Annotated in this window: 20 protein-coding genes; 14 read left to right on the top strand and 6 right to left on the bottom strand. The window is 69.3% G+C overall.

Going from position 1 to position 19,890, the window contains the following annotated elements; translation table 11 throughout:
* The 6 genes from ISU10_RS13740 to ISU10_RS13765 all read left to right on the top strand — a co-directional run bounded on the left by ISU10_RS13740 (position 1) and on the right by ISU10_RS13765 (position 6,244).
* On the top strand, positions 1–882 hold the full coding sequence (locus ISU10_RS13740; protein WP_194696975.1) for an NUDIX hydrolase: 882 nt from the start codon (positions 1–3) through the stop codon (positions 880–882).
* 165 nt (positions 883–1,047) lie between these two features.
* Complete coding sequence (locus tag ISU10_RS13745) at positions 1,048–2,172, top strand: phosphate ABC transporter substrate-binding protein PstS (RefSeq protein WP_370865356.1); 1,125 nt, start codon at positions 1,048–1,050, stop codon at positions 2,170–2,172.
* A 102-nt stretch (positions 2,173–2,274) separates the two neighbouring features.
* Entirely contained in the window at positions 2,275–3,231 is a 957-nt protein-coding gene (pstC, locus tag ISU10_RS13750; protein ID WP_194696977.1) for a phosphate ABC transporter permease subunit PstC, read from the top strand.
* On the top strand, positions 3,228–4,262 hold the full coding sequence (pstA, locus tag ISU10_RS13755) for a phosphate ABC transporter permease PstA (RefSeq protein WP_194696978.1): 1,035 nt from the start codon (positions 3,228–3,230) through the stop codon (positions 4,260–4,262). Before pstC ends, pstA begins: the two co-directional genes overlap by 4 nt.
* A 10-nt stretch (positions 4,263–4,272) precedes the next feature.
* Positions 4,273–5,052 (top strand): phosphate ABC transporter ATP-binding protein PstB, encoded by a 780-nt coding sequence (pstB, locus tag ISU10_RS13760; protein WP_194696979.1) that lies wholly within the window; start codon positions 4,273–4,275, stop codon positions 5,050–5,052.
* A gap of 283 nt (positions 5,053–5,335) precedes the next feature.
* Positions 5,336–6,244 carry a hypothetical protein gene (locus ISU10_RS13765; protein ID WP_370865357.1) on the top strand — a complete coding sequence of 303 codons (909 nt, stop codon included), beginning with the start codon at positions 5,336–5,338 and terminating at the stop codon, positions 6,242–6,244.
* A 56-nt stretch (positions 6,245–6,300) separates the two neighbouring features.
* On the opposite strand, the gene ISU10_RS13770 is transcribed toward ISU10_RS13765, so the two are convergent.
* From ISU10_RS13770 to ISU10_RS13780, 3 genes are all read right to left on the bottom strand, one after another.
* On the bottom strand, positions 6,301–7,302 hold the full coding sequence (locus ISU10_RS13770; protein WP_194696981.1) for an inorganic phosphate transporter: 1,002 nt from the start codon (positions 7,300–7,302) through the stop codon (positions 6,301–6,303).
* Between the two features lie 4 nt (positions 7,303–7,306).
* Complete coding sequence (locus ISU10_RS13775; protein WP_370865358.1) at positions 7,307–7,921, bottom strand: DUF47 domain-containing protein; 615 nt, start codon at positions 7,919–7,921, stop codon at positions 7,307–7,309.
* An 89-nt stretch (positions 7,922–8,010) separates the two neighbouring features.
* Positions 8,011–10,158, bottom strand: a complete 2,148-nt coding sequence (locus ISU10_RS13780) for an RNA degradosome polyphosphate kinase (protein ID WP_194696983.1) — start codon at positions 10,156–10,158, stop codon at positions 8,011–8,013.
* A 208-nt stretch (positions 10,159–10,366) separates the two neighbouring features.
* On the opposite strand from ISU10_RS13780, the gene ISU10_RS13785 reads away from it, so the two are divergent.
* Positions 10,367–11,770: a DEAD/DEAH box helicase gene (locus ISU10_RS13785; protein ID WP_228500842.1), complete on the top strand. Its 1,404-nt coding sequence runs from the start codon at positions 10,367–10,369 to the stop codon at positions 11,768–11,770.
* On the opposite strand, the gene mshD is transcribed toward ISU10_RS13785, so the two are convergent.
* Positions 11,751–12,611, bottom strand: coding sequence for a mycothiol synthase (gene mshD / locus ISU10_RS13790; RefSeq protein ID WP_370865360.1), 861 nt, complete (start codon positions 12,609–12,611; stop codon positions 11,751–11,753). The two genes, ISU10_RS13785 and mshD, sit on opposite strands and share 20 nt — an antisense overlap.
* Before the next feature lie 17 nt (positions 12,612–12,628).
* On the opposite strand from mshD, the gene ISU10_RS13795 reads away from it, so the two are divergent.
* Positions 12,629–13,579 (top strand): glycosyltransferase, encoded by a 951-nt coding sequence (locus ISU10_RS13795; RefSeq protein ID WP_194696984.1) that lies wholly within the window; start codon positions 12,629–12,631, stop codon positions 13,577–13,579.
* A 20-nt stretch (positions 13,580–13,599) separates the two neighbouring features.
* Here ISU10_RS13795 and ISU10_RS13800 read toward each other — a convergent pair whose 3' ends face one another.
* Entirely contained in the window at positions 13,600–14,322 is a 723-nt protein-coding gene (locus tag ISU10_RS13800) for a response regulator transcription factor (protein WP_194696985.1), read from the bottom strand.
* A gap of 91 nt (positions 14,323–14,413) precedes the next feature.
* On the opposite strand from ISU10_RS13800, the gene ISU10_RS13805 reads away from it, so the two are divergent.
* From ISU10_RS13805 to ISU10_RS13825, 5 genes are all read left to right on the top strand, one after another.
* Positions 14,414–14,731 (top strand): MoaD/ThiS family protein, encoded by a 318-nt coding sequence (locus ISU10_RS13805; protein ID WP_194696986.1) that lies wholly within the window; start codon positions 14,414–14,416, stop codon positions 14,729–14,731.
* Positions 14,732–14,852: 121 nt separating this feature from the next.
* On the top strand, positions 14,853–15,326 hold the full coding sequence (locus ISU10_RS13810; RefSeq protein WP_194696987.1) for a TlpA family protein disulfide reductase: 474 nt from the start codon (positions 14,853–14,855) through the stop codon (positions 15,324–15,326).
* Between the two features lie 259 nt (positions 15,327–15,585).
* Positions 15,586–16,083 carry a DUF4395 domain-containing protein gene (locus ISU10_RS13815; protein ID WP_194696988.1) on the top strand — a complete coding sequence of 166 codons (498 nt, stop codon included), beginning with the start codon at positions 15,586–15,588 and terminating at the stop codon, positions 16,081–16,083.
* A complete protein-coding gene (locus tag ISU10_RS13820) occupies positions 16,080–16,928 on the top strand; it encodes a sulfurtransferase (RefSeq protein WP_194696989.1) in 849 nt (282 codons plus the stop codon). The genes ISU10_RS13815 and ISU10_RS13820 overlap by 4 nt, the downstream gene beginning before the upstream one ends.
* Position 16,929: 1 nt before the next feature.
* Entirely contained in the window at positions 16,930–17,241 is a 312-nt protein-coding gene (locus tag ISU10_RS13825; protein ID WP_194696990.1) for a DUF1416 domain-containing protein, read from the top strand.
* An 866-nt stretch (positions 17,242–18,107) separates the two neighbouring features.
* On the opposite strand, the gene dtd is transcribed toward ISU10_RS13825, so the two are convergent.
* Positions 18,108–18,545, bottom strand: a complete 438-nt coding sequence (gene dtd / locus ISU10_RS13830; protein ID WP_194696991.1) for a D-aminoacyl-tRNA deacylase — start codon at positions 18,543–18,545, stop codon at positions 18,108–18,110.
* A gap of 31 nt (positions 18,546–18,576) precedes the next feature.
* Here dtd and ISU10_RS13835 point away from each other — a divergent pair, with 31 nt between their 5' ends.
* Entirely contained in the window at positions 18,577–19,839 is a 1,263-nt protein-coding gene (locus tag ISU10_RS13835) for an MFS transporter (RefSeq protein WP_370865362.1), read from the top strand.
* Positions 19,840–19,890: the final 51 nt, after the last annotated feature.

Consider the following 19,890-nt stretch of genomic DNA (forward strand, 5'->3'; position numbering starts at 1 on the left):
ATGTCTCCGACTGCCCGGGTGAGCCGGGACGTCCCAGATCATCTGCCAGATGTCCTGGCCGCCGGGGCAGTCGTCATCCATCGCGACGCCGTGCTGCTGGTGCACCGCCCGCGCTACGACGACTGGTCGTTCCCCAAGGGCAAGCTGGACCGCGGTGAGCTGGCTCCCGTGGCGGCCGTCCGGGAGGTGGGCGAGGAGACCGGCGTGCGAGTGCGGCTCGGCGCGCCGTTGAGCTCTCAGCGCTACCCGAACGGCTCGCGGATGAAGACCGTCTTCTACTGGCACGGCCGGGTCGTGGGCGACCCCGGCGTCGAGGACTACGTGGTCAACGAGGAGATCGACGAGGTGGCGTGGGTGCCGCTGAGCAAGGCGCGCAAGCGGCTCAGCCACACCTTCGACCACGACACTCTCGAGGAGGCGCTGAGCACCGAGTGGCGCACGCGGTCCCTGATCGTCGTACGCCACAGCCACGCCCGCACTCGCAAGTCCTGGCGCAAGGACGACCGACTACGGCCCCTGCTCGCCGAAGGTCACCGCCAGGCGGCCAGGTTGGTGCCGCTCCTGCATGCTTACGCACCCACCCGGTTGGTCAGCTCGAGCAGCGTGCGCTGTGTGCAGACCCTGACGCCGTACGCCGAGTCGTGCGGCTGGCCGCTCCAGCGGACCGACGCGCTGAGCGAGGAGGACGCCACGGTGGAGTCCGTGGTCGAGGTCGTCGACGAACTGCTCGACGGCAAGGAGTCGGCGGTGCTGTGCACGCACCGGCCGGTGCTGCCAGCGGTCCTCGACGCGCTCGGGGTCGACACCGAGAAGCTGGCGCCGGGAGAGCTGGTCGTGGTGCATCACCGCAAGGGAAAGGTGACCGCGTTCGAGCGGTACTGAGAGGCGCCTCACACGCCTCTGGACACCTTCGTCCAACCGCCGGTCCTCGTTCACCCTCCGTTCACCGTCGACCCCGGAACCGGACACCTACTCTCCCTACGTTCGCTGATGTCAGAGCCGTGTTCGGCGCCCGCCGCACTCGACCCCAACATCAGGAGTAACCAAGTGAGAAGCACCTCCATCCGCCGCCGCGTGATCCCCACCGTGGCAGCGTTCGCCCTGGCCCTCGCGGTCACGGCCTGCGGTGCAGGCAACGAGTCCGACGCTGGTGGCGACAGCTCCGCCGGCGGCGGCAGCGGCGGTGACCCCGTCACCCTCGACGGCGGCGGTTCGACTGCGCAGGCCAAGGCCCAGGCAGCCTGGCGCGCCGCCTACCAAGACGACTCGGGCAACACCGTCAACTACGAAGAGGTCGGCTCGGGCACCGGCCGCGAGAACTTCAACAGCGGCGCCTACGTGTTCGCCGGCAGTGACTCCTACCTCAACGACGACGAGGGCGAGCTGAGCGCCGCCAAGGAGCGCTGCGGCGGCTCCGACCCGATCGAGGTCCCGGCCTACGTCAGCCCGATCGCGGTGGCCTTCAACCTGGGCGAGGACATCCTCTCGCTCAACTTGTCGGCCGAGACGATCGCCAACATCTTCAACGGCACCATCACCAAGTGGAACGACGACGCGATCGCCACCGACAACCCCGACGTCGAGCTGCCGGACACCGCGATCTCGATCATCCACCGCTCCGACGACTCGGGGACGACGAAGAACTTCACCGAGTACCTCTCGGCCGCCAGCAACGGCGCCTGGGCCGACGACGCCGACGGCCTGTGGCCCGAGGGTCTGCCCGGCCAGGGCCTCGAAGGCACCTCCGGCGTGATCGGCGGCATCAGTGACACCGAGGGCGCGATCGGCTACGCCGACGAGAGCGCCGTCGGCGACCTGGGTGTCGTGTCGATCGGCGTGGGGTCCGCGTTCAACCCGCCCACGGCGGAGGGCGCGGCCCTGGTGGTCGCCGCCTCACCTCGGGCCGACGGCCGGCCGGACGTCGACATGGCGATCGACATCGACCGCACGATCACCGACGAAGGCGCCTACCCGCTGCTGCTGACCTCCTACGTGATCGCCTGCCAGACCTACGACGACGAGGCGACCGCGACCGCGGTCAAGGACTACCTCGCCTACATGGTCTCTGCCGACGGACAGCAGGCCGCGGCCGACGAGGCGGGTTCTGCCCCGCTCGACTCCGCCCTTCAGTCCGAGGCCGCCGGGATCGTCGACAAGATCTCTGCGGGCTGACACTGAACCAGCACATGTCGGGGGTGCGGCGGCCCAGGCTCTCGGAGCCCGGGTCGCCGCACCGCTGCCCCGGTGAGAAGTACTGAGGAGCACCCACCAGCGATGACCGCCACCTTGAACCCGCCCGAGGCGGAGCGGAGTGAGAAGCCCGCCTCCCGCCGCGGCGACCGCATCTTCGCGGGACTCGCCCGTGGTGCCGGCCTGACGATCCTGCTGGCCCTGGCTGCGGTCTTCATCTTCTTGTTCGTCGAGGGATGGAACGGGCTCAACGCCGAGGAGGCGACCTACCGCCCGGCCACGGACTTCCTGGGCTACATCGGGCCGCTCATCCTCAGCACCATCCTCGCGGCGATCATCGCGTTGATCGTCGCGGTGCCCTTCGCCATCGGCATCGCGCTGTTCATCAGCCACTACGCCCCGCGCCGGCTCGCGACTCCTGTCGCCTACGTGATCGACCTGCTCGCCGCCGTACCCTCCGTGGTCTTCGGCCTCTGGGGTGGGCGCTACCTGGCCGACCTCCTGCAGCCCGTCCACGTCTGGCTGCACGACAGGCTCGGGTTCCTGCCGTTCTTCGGACCGGACCCCGCATCGCCCAACGGGCGCTCGCTGTTCACCGCCGGCATCGTGCTGGCGATCATGATCCTGCCGATCATCACCGCGATCTCGCGGGAGGTGTTCGCCCAGACGCCGCGCCTGCACGAGGAGGCCGCGCTGGCCCTGGGCGCCACGCGCTGGGAGATGATCCGGTACGCCGTGTTCCCCTACGCCCGCTCGGGCATGGTCTCCGGAGTGATGCTCGGACTCGGTCGAGCCCTGGGCGAGACGATGGCGGTGGCGATGGTGCTGGCCGTGACTCCGGTGGCCACGCTCAACGTCATCGGCACTGCCTCGCCGGCGACCATCGCCTCCAACATCGCGCTCAACTACAAGGAAGCCACGCCGAGCCGCCAGTCGTTGCTGATCGCCACCGGCCTGGTGCTGTTCGCGGTGACCTTCGCCATCAACTTCTTCGCGCGCTGGATCGTGGGCCGCAACGAGCGCAAGCAGGCCAAGGCATGAGCAGCACCGTCGCGCTGAGCCACGCGAAGCTGCCCCGGTGGGCGCCGGCCCTCGTCGGCGTCGTCTCGCTCGCGGCGGCCGGGCTTCCGGCGATGCTGCTGGGCTGGGGTCTGTTCGCCTGGCTGGTCGCCTCTGTCCTGTTGTTCCTGGCCGCCCTGCCCGGCTGGTCGCTCGTCGTCGAGGGCCGTCGATCCGCTGTCGACCGGCTGATGACCGGTCTGGTGTGGTCGGCCTTCGGCGTCGCCGTGCTGCCGCTGGTCTGGCTGATCTACGTGGTGGTCGACCAGGGCGCCCAGGCCATCAACGGCGAGTTCTTGACCTACTCGATGCGTGGCGTCATCGGCGACGAGCAGGGCGGCGTCTACCACGCCCTGATCGGCACCGTGTTCATCACGCTCGCCGCGACCGTCGTCTCCGTGCCGATCGGGATCCTGACCGCGGTCTACCTGGTCGAGTACGGCGGCAGGTCCAAGCTAGCGCGCTGGATCACCTTCTTGGTCGACGTGATGACCGGCATCCCCTCGATCGTCGCCGGCCTGTTCGCGCTGGCGCTGGTGGTGCTGATCTTCGGGCCCGCGTTCCGGATGGGCTTCGGCGGGTCGATCGCCTTGTCGCTGCTGATGATCCCGACTGTCGTGAGGTCGGCCGAGGAGATGTTCCGGCTGGTGCCCATGGACCTGCGCGAGGCGTCGTACGCTCTCGGCGTCCCGAAGTGGCGCACGATCTTGAAGGTCGTCGTGCCCACCGCCATCGGCGGCGTGATCACCGGCATCGTGCTGGCGATCTCGCGCGTGATCGGCGAGACGGCGCCGTTGCTCGTCGTCGCCGGCGCCACCGACGGCGTGAACTTCAACCTCTTCGACGGCAGGATGACGACACTGCCGGTCTTCATCTACTCGCAGTACGCACAGTCCACCCCGGCCGGGTACCAGCGTGCCTGGGGAGGCGCGCTGGTCCTGATCGCGATCGTGATGCTGCTCAACCTGATCGCACGACTGCTGGGCAAGCTCCTCGCCCCGAAGAAAGCTTGAGGAACCAACGATGGCCAAGAGCATCGACGTCTCAGACCTGAACATCTACTACGGCGACTTCCTCGCCGTCGAAGGCGTCTCGATGACCATCAAGGCGCGGTCGGTGACCGCGTTCATCGGACCGTCCGGCTGCGGCAAGTCGACCATGCTGCGTTCGCTGAACCGCATGCACGAGGTGATCCCGGGCGCTCGCGTCGAGGGCAAGGTGATGGTCGACGGGCAGAGCCTCTACGGGCCTGACGTCGACCCGGTCGCCGTACGCCGTTCGATCGGCATGGTCTTCCAGCGCCCGAACCCGTTCCCGACGATGTCGATCTACGACAACGTGCTGGCCGGCTCGCGGCTCAACTCGCGCAAGCTGTCGAAGGCCGACGCCGACGACATCGTGGAGCGCTCGCTGACGCACGCGAACCTGTGGAACGAGGTGAAGGACCGCCTCGGCAAGCCCGGCCAGGGTCTCTCCGGCGGTCAGCAGCAGCGGCTCTGCATCGCGCGCGCGATCGCGGTCGAGCCCGAGGTGCTGCTGATGGACGAGCCCTGCTCGGCGCTCGACCCGATCTCGACCTCTGCCATCGAGGACCTGATCCACGAGCTGAAGTCGGACTACACGATCGTGATCGTCACCCACAACATGCAGCAGGCCGCCCGCGTCTCGGACGAGACCGGCTTCTTCAACCTCAAGGCCGCCGGCCAGCCCGGCCACCTGGTGGAGTTCAACGCCACCAAGAAGATGTTCACCAACCCCGACGAGCCCGCAACCGAGGCCTACATCTCCGGCCGCTTCGGGTAGGTCGGCGGGGGTGGCTCGCCGTCCGTGACGGAAAGCACCATGAGAGGGGCTACACACCAACCGTTGCGTCACGGACGGGGCTGTGGATGACGGCCGCTGTGATCGCGAGAGATCCGGCAGGGTTTCGGGAGTGCGCGCGACGCCCTACCCGGACCTCCCGGTCTTTCACCCCGCCCGACCCGGCCTCGTCGCGCCGGTTCCTCTGGATCCGACCGGGCGTGAGGGGCCCACTCGGGCCCAGGCACGTGGCGGCCGCTGGCGTCGTACCAGCAAGGGTCTCTACGTGCCGTCAACGGTGGACGGCTCGCTCGTCGACCAACGCATCGTGGAGGCCGCGGCGACGCTGCCGGAGTACGGCGGCGTCACCGGGTGGGCGCAGCTGCACTGGATGGGCGGGCGGTGGTTCGGGGGGCTCGAACCCGACGGCCGCACCCCCCGGCCGGTGACGCTGGTCACCACTCGCAACGACATCCGGCCGCAGGCCGGGTTCCTCGTGTCGGGGGAGCACCTGGACGGATACGAGCTGTTGTGGCATGAGGGCCTCCATGTCACGACGAGCGTGCGATCGCTGCTCTTCGAGGTGAGGTTCGCCCGGACGCTCTGGCTGGCCGTCCAGGCGATCGACATGGCGGCGTACTCCGATCTGGTGTCGATCGCCGAGCTGGCTGCCTACATCCGAACCCATGTCGGCTGGCCCGGAATCCGGCAGGCCCGCGCGGCCGTGGAGCTGGCTGACGAGAACGCCTGGTCGCCGCGGGAGACCTGGCTGCGCATGGTGTGGGTGTGCGAGGCCGGCTTTCCCCGGCCACGTCTCAACACGCCTGTCTTCGACCTGCACGGCCGACACCTCGGTACGCCCGACCTCCTCGGCGTCGAAGCGGGACTGGTCGGCGAGTACGAGGGCGTCGATGCTCACCTCACCCCACAGGCTCGCCATCACGACATCACCCGGGAGGAGGCCTTTCGTAGCGTCGGGCTCGAGTACTTCACCAGTGTCGGCCGCGACGCCGGCAACCGGAGAGCGCTGGTATCGCGGATGGAGGCGGCCCGTGCCCGGGCGTTGTGGCTGCCCCCCGACCAGCGTCGCTGGACCGTCGTACCCCCTGCCTGGTGGGTGCCGACCGAGACCGTTGCCCAGCGCCGGGCCCTGTCACCCGACCAGAGACGCCGGTGGTTGGCTCATCGTCAGTGACGCAACGGTTGGTGTTCGGCCCCTCGGATGGTGCTTTTCGTCGCGGACGGCGGAGGTCAGGGCAAGAAGAAGTGGGCGACGCCGTAGCAGAGCGCGGAGGCTGCGGCAGCCATGGGGAAGGTGAGCACCCACGCGGTCACGATGCTGCGAGCCATGCCCCAGCGCACGCCCGAGAGGCGACGAGTGGCGCCGACGCCCATGATCGCCGAGGTGATCGTGTGGGTGGTCGAGATGGGCGCCTCGAAGATGTACGCCGTGGTGTAGAGCACCGAGGCTCCGACGGACTCCGCCGCGAAGCCGCGAGCTGGGTCGAGGTCGATGATCTTGCGGCCCATGGTGCGCATGATCCGCCAGCCGCCGGAGTAGGTGCCGGCCGAGATGGCGCCCGCGGCCAACAGCACGACCCACAGCGGGAGCCGGTCGCCCTCGCTGGCGTGTCCGGTCGTGATCAGGGCCAGGAAGATCACGCCCATCGTCTTCTGGGCGTCCTGGAGGCCGTGACCCAGGGCCAGCGCTGCCGCCGAGATGGGCTGCAGCATCCGGAAGGTACGGGAGACCTTCTTGGGGTTGGACCGCCGCAGGACCCACATGAACGTCAGCATCACCAAGAAGGCCAGACAGAAGCCGGCCACCGGTGACAGCACCATGGGCAGGAGCACCTTGTCGATGATCGTCTGCCAGTGCACGGTCGCACCCGAGGCGAGGGCAGCGCCGCCGAGGCCGCCGATCAGGGCGTGCGAGGAGGACGACGGAAGGCCGAACCACCAGGTGGTGAGGTTCCAGATGATGGCGCCGAGCAGGCCGCACATCACGATGGTCAGGCCGTGGTTGACCGAGAAGCCGTCGACGTCGATGGTGTCGCTGACCGTGTGCGCGACCTTCTGGCCGAGCAGGGCGCCGACGAAGTTCATCACCGCCGCCAGCACGAGCGCGACGCGCGGGGTCAGCGCCCGGGTCGAGACCGACGTGGCGATCGCGTTGGCGGCGTCGTGGAAGCCGTTGGTGTAGTCGAAGGCGAGCGCGACGACGATGACCGCGATCAGGATCGCGAGCTCCATGCGCTCAGCTCTCCTTGACGGCGATCTGCTCCACCCGCTTGGCGACCGTCTCGAAGGCGTTGATGGCGCCCTCGAGCTTCTCGACCACGTCCTTGAGCTTGAGCACCTCCAGCGCGTCGTAGTTGCCGCTGAACAGCTTGGAGATGATGCGCCGGAAGCTCTTGTCGCCGGCCTTCTCGAGGCGACCGATCTCGAGCCAGTACTCCTCGAGGTCGAGCGACTGCAGCCGGGGCATGGCGGCAGCGGTCAGCTCGGCGCAGCGCTGGATCAGCTCGACCTGCTTGGCGAACTCCGAGGGGTAGGACGCGACGTCGTAGAGGTTGATCAGGTCGCAGGCCTCCTCCATCTCGTCCATGGCGTCGTCGAGGCCGTAGGCCAAGGCGTGGATGTCCTCGCGGTCGAACGGGGTCACGAAGGTCTTGTTGACGCGCTGGATGATGGCTCGGGTCGTGCCGTCCGCGTCGCTCTCGGCCTCGCGCATCTCCTTGGCCTTCGCGGCTCGGTCGGTGCCTTCGGCGAACATCTCGGCGAGCAGGCCCGAACCCCTCACGAGGTGTTGGGCCGACTCGGAGAACAACTGGTAGAACACTCCGTCCACAGGACGGATGCTGAACGCCACGGTGTCTCCTGGGAGGTCGGGGAGCGGACCGTGGACCATCGTGGAGGGCGCGCCTTCCGCACGCAACTTCGGGGTACCCCGGAGTGGGACTACGTACGCCGTCGATGACCCTCGATCAAGGTCTCCTGGAGGTGCACCTTCCCCTCGTTGCGCTCCCACGAGCCGTCACGGCGCAGCAGCCAGGCGTGGGTGTCGGGGTCGAAGGCGAGGTCGAGCAGTCGCCCCACCTGGTCGCGGCTGTCGGCCTCAGGCAGTCGCACCAGCACCTCGACGCGCCGGTCGAGGTTGCGGTGCATCAGGTCGGCCGAGCCGATCCAGGCCTCCGGGTCGCCGCCGTTTTGGAACCAGAACACGCGGCTGTGCTCGAGGAACCTGCCCAGCACCGAGCGCACCTCGATGGTCTCGGACAGGCCGGGTACGCCGGGGCGCAGGGCGCAGATGCCGCGCACCAGCAGCTGGACGGTCACGCCCTCGCGGGCCGCGAGGTAGAGCGCGTCGATGGTGGCCTCGTCGACGATCGAGTTCGCCTTGATGCGGATCCCGGACGGGCGTCCGGCGCGAAGGTGGGTGACCTCCTGGTGGATGCGCTCGACCAAGCCCTCGCGCACCGAGTCGGGAGCCACCAGCAACGTGTCGTAGGACGGCTTGCGGCTGTAGCCGCTGAGGTTGTTGAACAGGTTGGCGACGTCCTCGCCGATGGCCTCGTTGGTGGTGATCAGGCCGAGGTCCTCATAGGACCGGGCGGTCTTCGGGTTGTAGTTGCCGGTGCCGATGTGGGTGTAGCGCCGGATGCCCTCGGGCTCATCGCGCACGACCATGGCCAGCTTGCAGTGGGTCTTGAGGCCGACCTGCCCGTAGACCACGTGGCAGCCCGCGTGCTCCAGCTTGCGCGCCCAGCGGATGTTGGCGGTCTCGTCGAACCTCGCCTTGATCTCGATCAGGGCCAGGACCTGCTTGCCGGCCTCGGCAGCGTCGACGAGAGCGTCGATGATCGGCGAGTCCCCGGACGTGCGGTAGAGCGTCTGCTTGATCGCCAGCACGTGCGGGTCGGCGGCTGCCTGCTCCAAGAAGCGCTGCACCGACGTGGCGAACGAGTCGTAGGGGTGGTGCAGGAGTACGTCGTGGCGCCTGGCCGCCTCGAACACGTCGACCGGCGAGGCCGTCTCGACCTCGGTCAGGTTGCCGTGGGTGATCGGCACGAAGGCGGGGTACTTGAGGTCCTCGCGGGGCAGGTCGGCGATCGCGTGCAGCCCACGGAGGTCGAGCGGGCCCGGCACCCGGATGACCTCCTGGGGCGAGATGCCCAGCTCGGAGGTCAGCAGCTCGAGCACCTGTGCCGTCATGGACTCCTGGATCTCCAGACGCACAGGCGGACCGAACTTGCGCCGCAGCAGCTCCTTCTCCAGCGCCTGGAGCAGGTTCTCGGCGTCGTCCTCCTCGACCTCGAGGTCCTCGTTGCGGGTGACGCGGAAGGTGTGCGACTGGAGCACCTCCATGCCGGGGAACAGTCGCTTGAGGTGCTCGCCGATGACGTCCTCGAGCGGGACGAAACGCTGGTTGCCGAGCGAGACGAACCTGCTGAACGTGGGCGGCACCTTGACCCGCGCGAAGTGCTCCTTGCCGGTCTTGGGGTTACGCACGAGGACGGCCATGTTGAGGGACAGGCCGGAGATGTAGGGGAACGGGTGGGCCGGGTCGACGGCCAGCGGCGTGAGCACGGGGAAGACCCGGTCCTTGAAGAAGCGCTTGCAGAACTTCTGCTCCTCGCGGTCGAGGTCGTCCCAGCGCACCAGGTCGATGCCGTTGGCCGACAGGGCGGGGACCAGGTCGTCGCGCCAGAACTCGGCGTGCCGCTTCATCTGCTCGGCCGTGCGGGTCCAGATCGCCTCCAGCACCTCGCGCGGCATCAGGCCGGAGGCTGCGCGCACGGCCATGCCGGCATCGATGCGCCGCTTGAGGCCGGCCACGCGGACCATGAAGAACTCGTCGAGGTTGCTGGCGAAGAAGGCCATCGAGCGCACCCGCTCGAGCAGCGGGAGGGTGTCGTTCTCGGCCATCTCGAGCAACCGCACGTTGAAGCGCAGCCATGAGAGCTCTCGGTCCAAGAAGCGGTTCTCGAAACCTGCGAGGTGCTCCAGGGCCTCGGCGTCCGGCACGTAGGGAGGGTCGACGTCGAAGGTCTCGTGCGTGGCTTGGTCGCCGGGCACGGGCTCGTCGTCGAGCCTCGCAGCGGTCATGGCGCTCAGTGTGGCACCGCGGGGTGAACGGAAGGTTGCGGATTCACCTAGTCGGTGGACACCCCGCTAGGGTGGTGGCAGCAGCTCGCTCCGTCTCGCCTCGGGCTGCCCGCGCCGGATCATCGGGCGCCCTCTTCTGAGGTCACAGCTTTCGCACCGCCGCCGGCGGTGCTGCCGGGTGAGACACACCCACCGAGAGCGAACTCTCTTGTCCTCCTCTGTCGTCATCGACGAACGCTTCACCAGCCTGGGCGTGCCCGCGAACCTCGCGGCTGTCCTGGCCGAGATGTCCATCACCGAACCCACCCCGATCCAGGCGGCCACGCTGCCTGACTCCCTCGCAGGCAGGGACGTGCTCGGCCGCGGCCGCACCGGCTCGGGCAAGACCTATGCCTTCTCGCTGCCCCTCGTCGCACGCCTGCAGGCCACCAGGCGGCGCACCAAGCCCGGCTCGCCCCGCGCGCTGGTCCTGGCCCCCACGCGTGAGCTGGCCACGCAGATCGAGGGCGCGCTCAAGCCCTTGGCGACAGCGGCCGGCCTGCGCACCCAGACCATCTTCGGCGGCGTCGGCCAGAACCCGCAGGTGCGCGGCCTGAAGAGCGGCGCCGACATCGTCATCGCCTGTCCCGGCCGCCTCGAGGACCTCATCGGTCAGGGGCACTGCCACCTGGGCGACATCGAGATCACCGTCCTCGACGAGGCCGACCACATGGCCGACCTCGGCTTCCTCCCCGTCGTACGCCGGATCCTGGCGCGGACTCCCACGGGCGGCCAGCGGATGCTGTTCTCCGCCACCCTCGACAAGGCCATCGACGTGCTGGTGCGCCAGTTTCTCAACCAGCCCAAGACGCACCAGGCCGACTCGGCACAGGCCACCATCGCCACGATGAGCCACCACGTGCTGCACGTGCGCCGCGAGCTGCGCATCCCGGTTCTGGTCGACCTGACCAGTGCGCCGGGCCGCAAGGTCGTCTTCACCCGGACCAAGCACGGCGCCAAGGCGCTGGCCCGCCAGCTCAACCGCAGCGGCGTGCCCACCGTCGACCTCCACGGCAACCTGAGCCAGGGCGCCCGCACCCGCAACATGGAGGCCTTCCACTCGGGGCGCGCCACCACGCTGGTCGCCACCGACGTCGCCGCCCGGGGCATCCACGTGGACGACGTCGCCCTGGTGGTGCACGCCGACCCGCCGTCGGAGCACAAGGCCTACCTGCACCGCTCCGGACGCACGGCCCGCGCCGGCGCCGAGGGCACTGTGGTCACCTTGATGACCGACGAGCAGGTGCGTGAGGTCCGCGCGCTGACCCGTGCGGCCGGCGTGCAGGTCACCACGACCAAGGTCGACGGCCCCGCTGACGCCGTCCTGCGCCGCCTCGCTCCCGGGACCAGGTCCCTGCCCGGCGGGCTCGAGCAGGAGACTCCCACCCAGTCCGCGCCGCGCCGTAAGCCGCGCCGCGCTCCCGTGCTCGCTGAGAGTGGCCGTCCGCAGCGACAGGGCCGTCCTGCGGGTGGTGGCAACCGCGGGCGTCGTCGTGGCCAAGGTGGCGCCGCGCCCAAGTCCGGGCAGTCCCGCCCGCACAGCGCGGCGTCGTTCAGCTCGCGGGCCCGCTGAGCTCGCTGTCGCCTCGCTCGTACATCACGTGCGTGTCGGCGGCGGCGTGGGTGAAGCCGAGCTTCTCGTAGAGCCGCACGGCGGGCGTGTTGTCGGACTCGACGTAGAGCAGGACGTCGTCGAGCCCCAGGGAACCTAGATGCCGCAGCCCGGCGTCGACGAGGACCTGGCCGAGCCCCTTGCCCTGCGCGTCGGGGTCGATCGCGACGACGTACACCTCGCCGAGCGTGGACGAGTGCTGCTTGGTCCAGTGGAAGCCGTGCATGCGCTCGCCCTCGACGGCCACCAACAGGTCGGCGGCGGAGAACCACGGCTCTGCCATCCGCTCGGCCAGCTCGGCGGCGTCCATCGAGCCCTGCTCGGGGTGATGCGCGAACGCCGCGGCGTTGACCCGCAGCAGCTCGGTCTCGTCGCCGGGGCGGAACGCTCGGATCTCGATCCCGGGCGCCGGCCGGGCGGGCTCGCCCGAGCCCTCGAGAGGGCGTCTCATCACCCACAGCTCGCGCACCCGCTCGAAGTGCGTATGTCGCGCCAGCGCGGCTGCGGCGGGATGGTCACCGTGCGACCAGGCCAGCCGTACGCCGGGATGCTCGCCCAGCGCCTGGGCCAGCAGCCGGGAGCCGAGCCCGGTACCGCGATGGTCGGGCGCGACGACCAGGTGGAGCAGGTCGCCGTCGACGACGCTGAAGCCGGCGTCACCGTCGATTGACACGGACAACTCGCCGCCGTGGTGGCGCAGTCGCCGCCAGGCGCCCTCGTCGAGCGGCTCGGCGCCGTCGGCCGCGGCGCTTGCCTTGCTGATCGTCTCGATGACCGGCAGGGTCGGTTCCAGCACCTGCACGACTCTAGGGTGCTCTCATGCTCGGTCCTCGGTTCTCGGTGGTGATCGCCGCCTACCGCGCACGTGACACCGTCGTCCGCGCCGCCGAGTCGGCCCTCTCGCAGACCTTGCCACCGCACGAGGTCATCGTCGTCGACGACGCCTCGCCCGACGACCAGCTCGACGTCCTGGCTCGCTACGGCGACCGCATCCGGCTGGTTCGGCGTGGGGTCAACGGCGGGGAGGCAGCGGCCAAGAACTCCGGCGTCCACGCGGCCACCGGTGACTGGGTGGTGCTCCTCGACGCCGACGACTACTGGTCACCCGGACGGCTCGCCGCCATGGCCGCACTCCTCGCGGAACAGTCGGAGCTCGGGATCGTCACGACGGATGCCTGGATCGAGCGCGATGGCGAGCGCCTGCGCCGCTACTACCGCGGCCCCACCGGGGCTCGGTGGGCTGACGGCGACCAGCGCGCCGAGATCCTCCAACGCAACTTCGTCTTCCCCCACCCGGCGGTTCGCCGCGAGGTCTGGCTGGCGGCCGGAGGGATGGACGAGTCGCGTCGCGACTGCGGTGCCGACTGGCCGCTGTGGGTGCGCCTGATCTACACGGGACAGCTCGCGGGCCTCGTCGATGAGCCGCTGGCCCACTACGCACTGACGTCCGGCAGCCTCTCGGACTCCGCCACGCTGCTGACGAGGACGCGGCAGGCCGCCATGCAGGCGTGCCTGGACCAGCCCGATGCCTCCCCGCAGGAGCGACTAACAGCCGAGCAGAACCTTGCTGCCAGCGAGCGCTCGCTGCGACGGATCGAGGCGCTGATGGACGTATGGGACGGCCGGCGTCGGCGCCGTCGCCTGCTGGCGATCGCTGCCGACGGCGCCTACCGCAAGCGGCACCGAGCCGAGGCGGCGCTGGCGGCCGTGAGCCCGGCCCTGGCCCGGCGCCGCATGACGATGTCCCCCAATGAGGTCGTTCGCGGCTGAGGGGTCCGATGACCCGTGGCTCAGGCGTCCTGGGTGTCGCGGGCCGCCGCGGAGGACTTCTCGACCGTGGGGATGACGAACCGGTAGCCCACGTTGCGGACCGTGCCGATCAGCGTCTCGTGCTCGGGCCCGAGCTTGGCGCGCAGCCGCCGCACGTGCACGTCGACGGTGCGGGTGCCGCCGAAGTAGTCGTAGCCCCACACCTCCTGCAGCAGCTGCTGGCGGCTGAAGACGCGGCCCGGGTGCTGGGCGAGGTACTTCAGGAGCTCGAACTCCTTGAACGTCAGGTCGAGCGAACGGCCACCGAGCTTGGCGGTGTAGGACGCGTCGTCGACCACGACCTCGCCCGAGCGGATGACGTGGGACTCCGGGTCGTCGGCCTCACGCCGCGCTGTGAGCCGCCCGATCGCCAGGCGGATGCGGGCCTCGAGCTCGGCAGGCCCCGAGGTGTGGAGGACGACGTCGTCCATCGCCCAGTCATGGGCGACGACGGCCAGGCCGCCCTCGGTCACCACGAGCAGTACCGGGATGTCGGTGCCGGTGGTGCGGATCAGCCGGCACAGGTCGCGTGCGTGAGCCAGCTCGAGCCGGCCGTCGACGAGCAGCAGGTCTGTATCGGGGGCATCCAGCAGGGCGCTGCCCTCGGACGGCAGGATCTTGACCTGGTGGCCCAGCAGGGCGAGTCCGGGCAGGACCTCGGCCGAGGGCTGCAAGGCGTTGGTCAGCAGGAGCAAGGTGCTCATCCGGCACTCCTCCGCGAGAGACAGCGGTGGTCAGGCACACACGTTCGGGGAAGATCGGACTTCCTTGGCCGATGAGGAAGGATACCGATCCATGGGCGTGCGGTCTGATCTGCCGGCAGGAGTTGAGACGTCAACGACCGCGTCGGGCACCGTCACGGTCCGCTACTGGGCGGCAGCCAAGGCCGCGGCCGGTCGTGCGGACGACACCATCGAGGTCGCGGGTGTGGTCAGTCTCGCCGAGCTGCGCGACCGCGCAGCGGCCCTGCACCCGGGCTCGCGCCTCGGCACCGTCCTCGCCGTCTGCTCGGTGCTGGTGGGCGACCAACCGGTCGCCTCGCTCGACCCTGCCGCCGTGGAGGTCCGGGCCGGCGACACCGTCGAGTTCCTCCCGCCGTTCGCCGGCGGATGAAGGCCGCGTCCGTGACGAACTTGTGGTCTCGAGTGCCTGCAGGCAACAAGATCGTCACTGATGGAATGACTGGCGAAATGACTGGCGGAATGCTGGGGGACCACGTGAGGTTGGGCGAGGCGTGACGACCGGACAGTGGGTGCTGCTGGCAGTGGTGCTGTTCGTGGTCGGCTTCGCCGTCTACCGCGTCGCCACCGACGGGCACTTCCGCGGCACCCGGCGGGTGCGGGGATCCTCGGAAGGTACGTCGGCCGGAACCCCCGGCGTGCCGCCGGCCGAGACCGCCGCGAGCGTGCTGGCCGGCTCCGGCGTCGACGTACCTCTCGGTGAGCGCGCGACCCTGCTGCAGTTCTCCTCGGCGTTCTGCGCCCCGTGCCGGGCGACGCGGCGGGTCCTGGGTGAGGTCGCCGAGCTGGTCCCGGGAGTGACCCACGTCGAGGTCGATGCCGAGCACCACCTCCAAGTCGTCCGTGATCTGCGGGTACTGCGCACCCCGACGACCTTGATCCTCGACCCCCACGGCCAGGAGGTGTCGCGGGCGGCGGGCCTGCCGAAACGCGACCAGGTCCTCGCTGCACTGGAGCGGCTCTCCTGATGTCCGGATCGTGGACGTCTCGCCCATATTCTGAGACGGACAGTGTCCTTGGTCGCAACCACGCACCTACAGTGACGCGCATGTCGTCGACCATGCTGACCAAGCGCCGCGCAGTGGACCACTGCCGCGTGCACTCGGCCCTGTGTCGAATGTCTTGAGCGGTCGCGGCTGACCTCCTGAGGCTCTGAGCCCTCCTTTCTCGTCGCGACCTGTCCACCCTTCGTGGACTCCAGACGTCGTCGACTTCCCCAGGAGAGGCATGAGCCAGCAGATCGACCCGCGCGGTCAGCAGTTCGCCGCTGCGGTCACCAGCCTGGTGCTGGTGATCGCCCTACTCACCGTTCCCGGGCCGTTGGGCATCGCGCTGATCGCCGTCCAGGCGGCGCTGTTCGCCACGTCCGTCGGCCTGGGCGTCCAGCGCACACCGGTGGCAACGGTCTTCCGCAGCGTCGTCCGGCCGCGCATCGGCCCCCCGACCCACCTCGAGGACGCCGCCCCGCCCCGGTTCGCGCAGGGCGTCGGCCTGGTCTTCACCGTCACCGCGCTCGCCGCGTTCCTCGGCGGGGCCGACCTCGTCGGCTTCGTCGCTGTGGCCCTCGCGCTCGTGGCGGCCCTGCTCAACGCCTCCATCGGCCTGTGCCTGGGCTGCGAGGTCTACCTCCTGCTGCACCGCCTCAGGTCCACCACACCCGACAAGAACCAGATCCCAGCCAGACAACAAGCCCGCGCAACACAAGAAGCAAGGAGCACCACATGAGCCGCGACAACGCACTGGTCACCGCCGAGTGGGTCGAGGACAACCTCGACAACGACGACATCGTGCTCGTCGAGGTCGACGAGGACACCACGGCCTACGACAAGGGCCACATCAAGGGGGCCATCAAGCTCGACTGGACGACCGACCTGCAAGACCAGGTGCGTCGCGACTTCGTCAACAAGGAGCAGTTCGAGGCGCTGCTGAGCGCCAAGGGAATCTCCAACGACGACACCGTGGTTCTCTACGGCGGCAACAACAACTGGTTCGCGGCCTACGCCTACTGGTACTTCAAGCTCTACGGCCACCAGAACCTCAAGCTGCTCGACGGCGGCCGCAAGAAGTGGGAGCTGGACTCCCGCGAGCTGGTCGCCGACGTGCCGGAGCGCGCCCAGACGTCGTACACCGCCCAGGACCAGGACACCTCCATCCGCGCCTTCCGCGACGAGACTGTCGCCGCGATCGGGGTGAAGAACCTCGTCGACGTCCGCAGCCCCGACGAGTACGCCGGTCGGCTGCTCGCCCCTGCTCACCTGCCGCAGGAGCAGGCGCAGCGCGCCGGTCACATCCCCACCGCGGCCAACGTGCCGTGGAGCAAGGCCGCCAACGACGACGGCACCTTCCGCTCGGACGACGAGCTGAAGCAGATCTACACCGAGGCGGGCGTCGACTGGAGCAAGGACACCATCGCCTACTGCCGCATCGGTGAGCGCTCGTCCCACACGTGGTTCGTGTTCCACGAGCTGCTCGACGAGCCCAACGTGAAGAACTACGACGGCTCCTGGACCGAGTACGGCTCGCTCGTCGGCGTGCCCGTGGTCCTGGGCGACGAAAGAGGAGAGGCCTGACATGTGCGGAGCGATCCAGGGAGGACTCTCCCTCGACGGAGTCAACGTGGCCAAGGAGGCCATCATCCAGGGGCAGGTCTACCGAGCTGACGACTCCGGCACCCATTGGCCGGTCGAGAACGCCTACGTGCGCCTGCTCGACCGCACCGGCGAGTTCACGGCCGAGGTGCCCACCAACGAGAACGGCCACTTCCGGTTCTTCGCCGGCAACGGCGAGTGGACGCTGCGGACCCTCGCACCGCGCGCCGAGGCCGTCGACAAGCTGGTCACCGCCCAGGTCGGCACAGTGGCCGAGGTGGCCATCGCCGTCTGAGACTGCCTCGGCTGGTTGAGGAGGTTGCGCAGCAACCGTCTCGAAACCAGGTGGTTGAGTCGCTCGCGGGGTTTCGAGACAGGCGCTGGCGCGCCTTCCTCAACCGGCGGGGGGTGTTGTTGGTTGAGGAGGTTGCGCAGCAACCGTCTCGAAACCAGGTGGTTGAGTCGCTCGCGGGGTTTCGAGACAGGCGCTGGCGCGCCTTCCTCAACCGGCGGGGGGTGTTGTTGGTTGAGGAGGTTGCGCAGCAACCGTCTCGAAACCAGGTGGTTGAGTCGCTCACTGGGTTTCGAGATAGGCGCCGGCGCGCCTTCCTCAACCAGCGGGGGGTGTTGTTGGTTGAGGAGGTTGCGCAGCAACCGTCTCGAAACCAGGGCGATTCACTCACTGGGTTTCGAGACAGGCGCCGGCGCGCCTTCCTCAACCAGCGGGGGGTGTTGTTGGTTGAGGAGGTTGCGCAGCAACCGTCTCGAAACCAGGTGGTTGAGTCGCTCGCGGGGTTTCGCGACAGGCGCTAGCGCGCCTTCCTCAACCAGCGGGGGGTGTTGTTGGTTGAGGAGGTTGCGCAGCAACCGTCTCGAAACCAGGGCGATTCACTCACTGGGTTTCGAGAGAGGCGCTAGCGCGCCTTCCTCAACCAGCGGGGGGTGTTGTTGGTTGAGGAGGTTGCGCAGCAACCGTCTCGAAACCAGGGCGATTCACTCACTGGGTTTCGAGAGAGGCGCTAGCGCGCCTTCCTCAACCAGCGGTGGGGCTGGCGCGCCTTCCTCAACCAGCGGGGGCGGGGCTGGCGCGCCTTCCTCAACCAGCGGGGGCGGGGCTGGCGCGCCTTCCTCAACAGCGGGGGCGGGGCAAGCGCGGCTTCCTCAACCAGCGGTTGGGCTGTCCAGGATCAGTGTGATCGGGCCGTCGTTGACCGAGGCGACCTGCATGTCGGCGCCGAAGACGCCCCTGGACACCCGGGCGCCGAGACGTTGCAGCTCGCTGCACACGGCGTCGTACGCCGGCTCGCTCACCGGCCCGGGGGCGGCGGCCTGCCAGGTAGGGCGACGGCCCTTGCGCGCCTCGCCGTACAACGTGAACTGGCTGACCACCAGCACCGGCGCCCCGACATCTGAGAGCGACTGCTCCTCGCGCAGCAGCCGGAGGTCCCAGATCTTCCGGGCCGTCCAGGCGATCTCGGCAGGACCGTCGCCGTGGGTGACGCCGAGGTAGACGAGCAAGCCGGGCTCGTCGATGGCGCCGACGACCTGGCCGTCCACCGTCACCGACGCCGACAGGACCCGTTGGATGACCGCTCGCACGGCGTCACCTTCCCACCTGCGACCATGAGCCGTGCAGCTGCGGGGGTGGATCGCTGACACCCGGCCGCTCCGGAGCCCGCACTTTCGCCGCCTGTGGCAGGCCAACATCGTCACGGTCATCGGGGCGCAGCTGACGGTGGTGGTGGTGCCGGCCCAGATCTACGAGATCACCGGCTCCTCGGCGTACGTCGGCCTGACCGGGCTGTTCGGACTCGTGCCGCTCGTGGTGTTCGGGCTCTACGGCGGGGCGCTCGCCGACGTGATGGACCGACGCACGCTGCTGCTCGTCACGACCATCGGGCTGATCGGCACCAGCGCGGCGTTCGCGCTGCAGGCCGCCCTCGGGCTGGGCAATGTGTGGCTGCTGCTCGGGCTGTTCTCGGTGCAGCAGGCGTTCTTCGCCGTCAACGGCCCCACCCGCAACGCGATCATGCCCAAGCTGGTGCCCACCGACCAGCTGCCGGCGGCCAACTCCCTGAACATGACCGTCTACCAGGCCGGCGGCATCGCAGGGCCCCTGCTCGGCGGCGCCCTGATCCCGGTACTGGGCTACTCCTGGCTCTACCTCATCGACACCGTGAGCCTGCTCGCCACGGTCTACGCCGTCCTGAAGCTGCCGAGCCTGCCCGTCGAGTCCCCGTCGGGTCCGGCCGGCTGGCGATCGGTGGTCGACGGGTTCCGCTACCTGCGCGGCCACCCCGTGCTGCTCACCTCGTTCCTGGTCGACATCGTCGCGATGGTCTTCGGCATGCCCAGAGCCTTGTTCCCCGAGGCCGCACACATCGACTTCGGCGGTCCCGAGAGCGGGGGTCTGGCGTTCGCGCTCCTCTTCGCGGCCATCCCTGCGGGCGCCGTCCTCGGTGGCGTCTTCTCCGGATGGGTCTCGCGAGTGCAGCGGCAGGGGCTGGCAGTCGTCGCGGCGATCATCGTGTGGGGTCTGGCCATGGTCGGCTTCGGCCTCGCGATCGGGCTTGCCGACGGGCATCTCGGGGTCTTCCTCTGGGCGGCCGTGCTGATGCTGGTGGTCGGTGGTGCGGCCGACATGGCCTCGGCGGCGTTCCGCGTGTCCATGCTCCAGGAGTCGGCCAGTGACCACGTGCGCGGGAGGCTGCAGGGCATCTTCATGGTGGTGGTCGCCGGAGGTCCACGCGTTGCCGACACCGCGCACGGTGCGGCGGCCGCGCTCGTCGGTACGGCGGCTGCGGCTGCCGGCGGTGGCGTGCTGGTCGTGGTGCTGGTGGTAGCCGTCGCACTGGCCGTGCCGGCCTTCGTCCGCTACCGCGTGGGACGCTGAGCACCTTGCCCAAAGCCCTGTCGCCGTCGGCGCGGTGCTCCACACTGGCCT

It is taken from the genome of Nocardioides agariphilus, assembly GCF_015352445.1.
Classification (GTDB): domain Bacteria; phylum Actinomycetota; class Actinomycetes; order Propionibacteriales; family Nocardioidaceae; genus Nocardioides; species Nocardioides agariphilus.

Excerpts from the sequence above, each read along its gene's own strand:
- ISU10_RS13825 (WP_194696990.1), top strand. The coding sequence starts at position 16,930 with ATGTGCGGAGCGATCCAGGGAGGACTCTCCCTCGACGGAGTCAACGTG.
- ISU10_RS13740 (WP_194696975.1), top strand. The coding sequence starts at position 1 with ATGTCTCCGACTGCCCGGGTGAGCCGGGACGTCCCAGATCATCTGCCA.
- pstB (WP_194696979.1), top strand. The coding sequence starts at position 4,273 with ATGGCCAAGAGCATCGACGTCTCAGACCTGAACATCTACTACGGCGAC.
- ISU10_RS13770 (WP_194696981.1), bottom strand. The coding sequence starts at position 7,302 with ATGGAGCTCGCGATCCTGATCGCGGTCATCGTCGTCGCGCTCGCCTTC.
- ISU10_RS13805 (WP_194696986.1), top strand. The coding sequence starts at position 14,414 with ATGGGCGTGCGGTCTGATCTGCCGGCAGGAGTTGAGACGTCAACGACC.
- ISU10_RS13800 (WP_194696985.1), bottom strand. The coding sequence starts at position 14,322 with ATGAGCACCTTGCTCCTGCTGACCAACGCCTTGCAGCCCTCGGCCGAG.
- ISU10_RS13820 (WP_194696989.1), top strand. The coding sequence starts at position 16,080 with ATGAGCCGCGACAACGCACTGGTCACCGCCGAGTGGGTCGAGGACAAC.
- ISU10_RS13795 (WP_194696984.1), top strand. The coding sequence starts at position 12,629 with ATGCTCGGTCCTCGGTTCTCGGTGGTGATCGCCGCCTACCGCGCACGT.
- ISU10_RS13780 (WP_194696983.1), bottom strand. The coding sequence starts at position 10,158 with ATGACCGCTGCGAGGCTCGACGACGAGCCCGTGCCCGGCGACCAAGCC.
- ISU10_RS13815 (WP_194696988.1), top strand. The coding sequence starts at position 15,586 with ATGAGCCAGCAGATCGACCCGCGCGGTCAGCAGTTCGCCGCTGCGGTC.
- pstC (WP_194696977.1), top strand. The coding sequence starts at position 2,275 with ATGACCGCCACCTTGAACCCGCCCGAGGCGGAGCGGAGTGAGAAGCCC.
- pstA (WP_194696978.1), top strand. The coding sequence starts at position 3,228 with ATGAGCAGCACCGTCGCGCTGAGCCACGCGAAGCTGCCCCGGTGGGCG.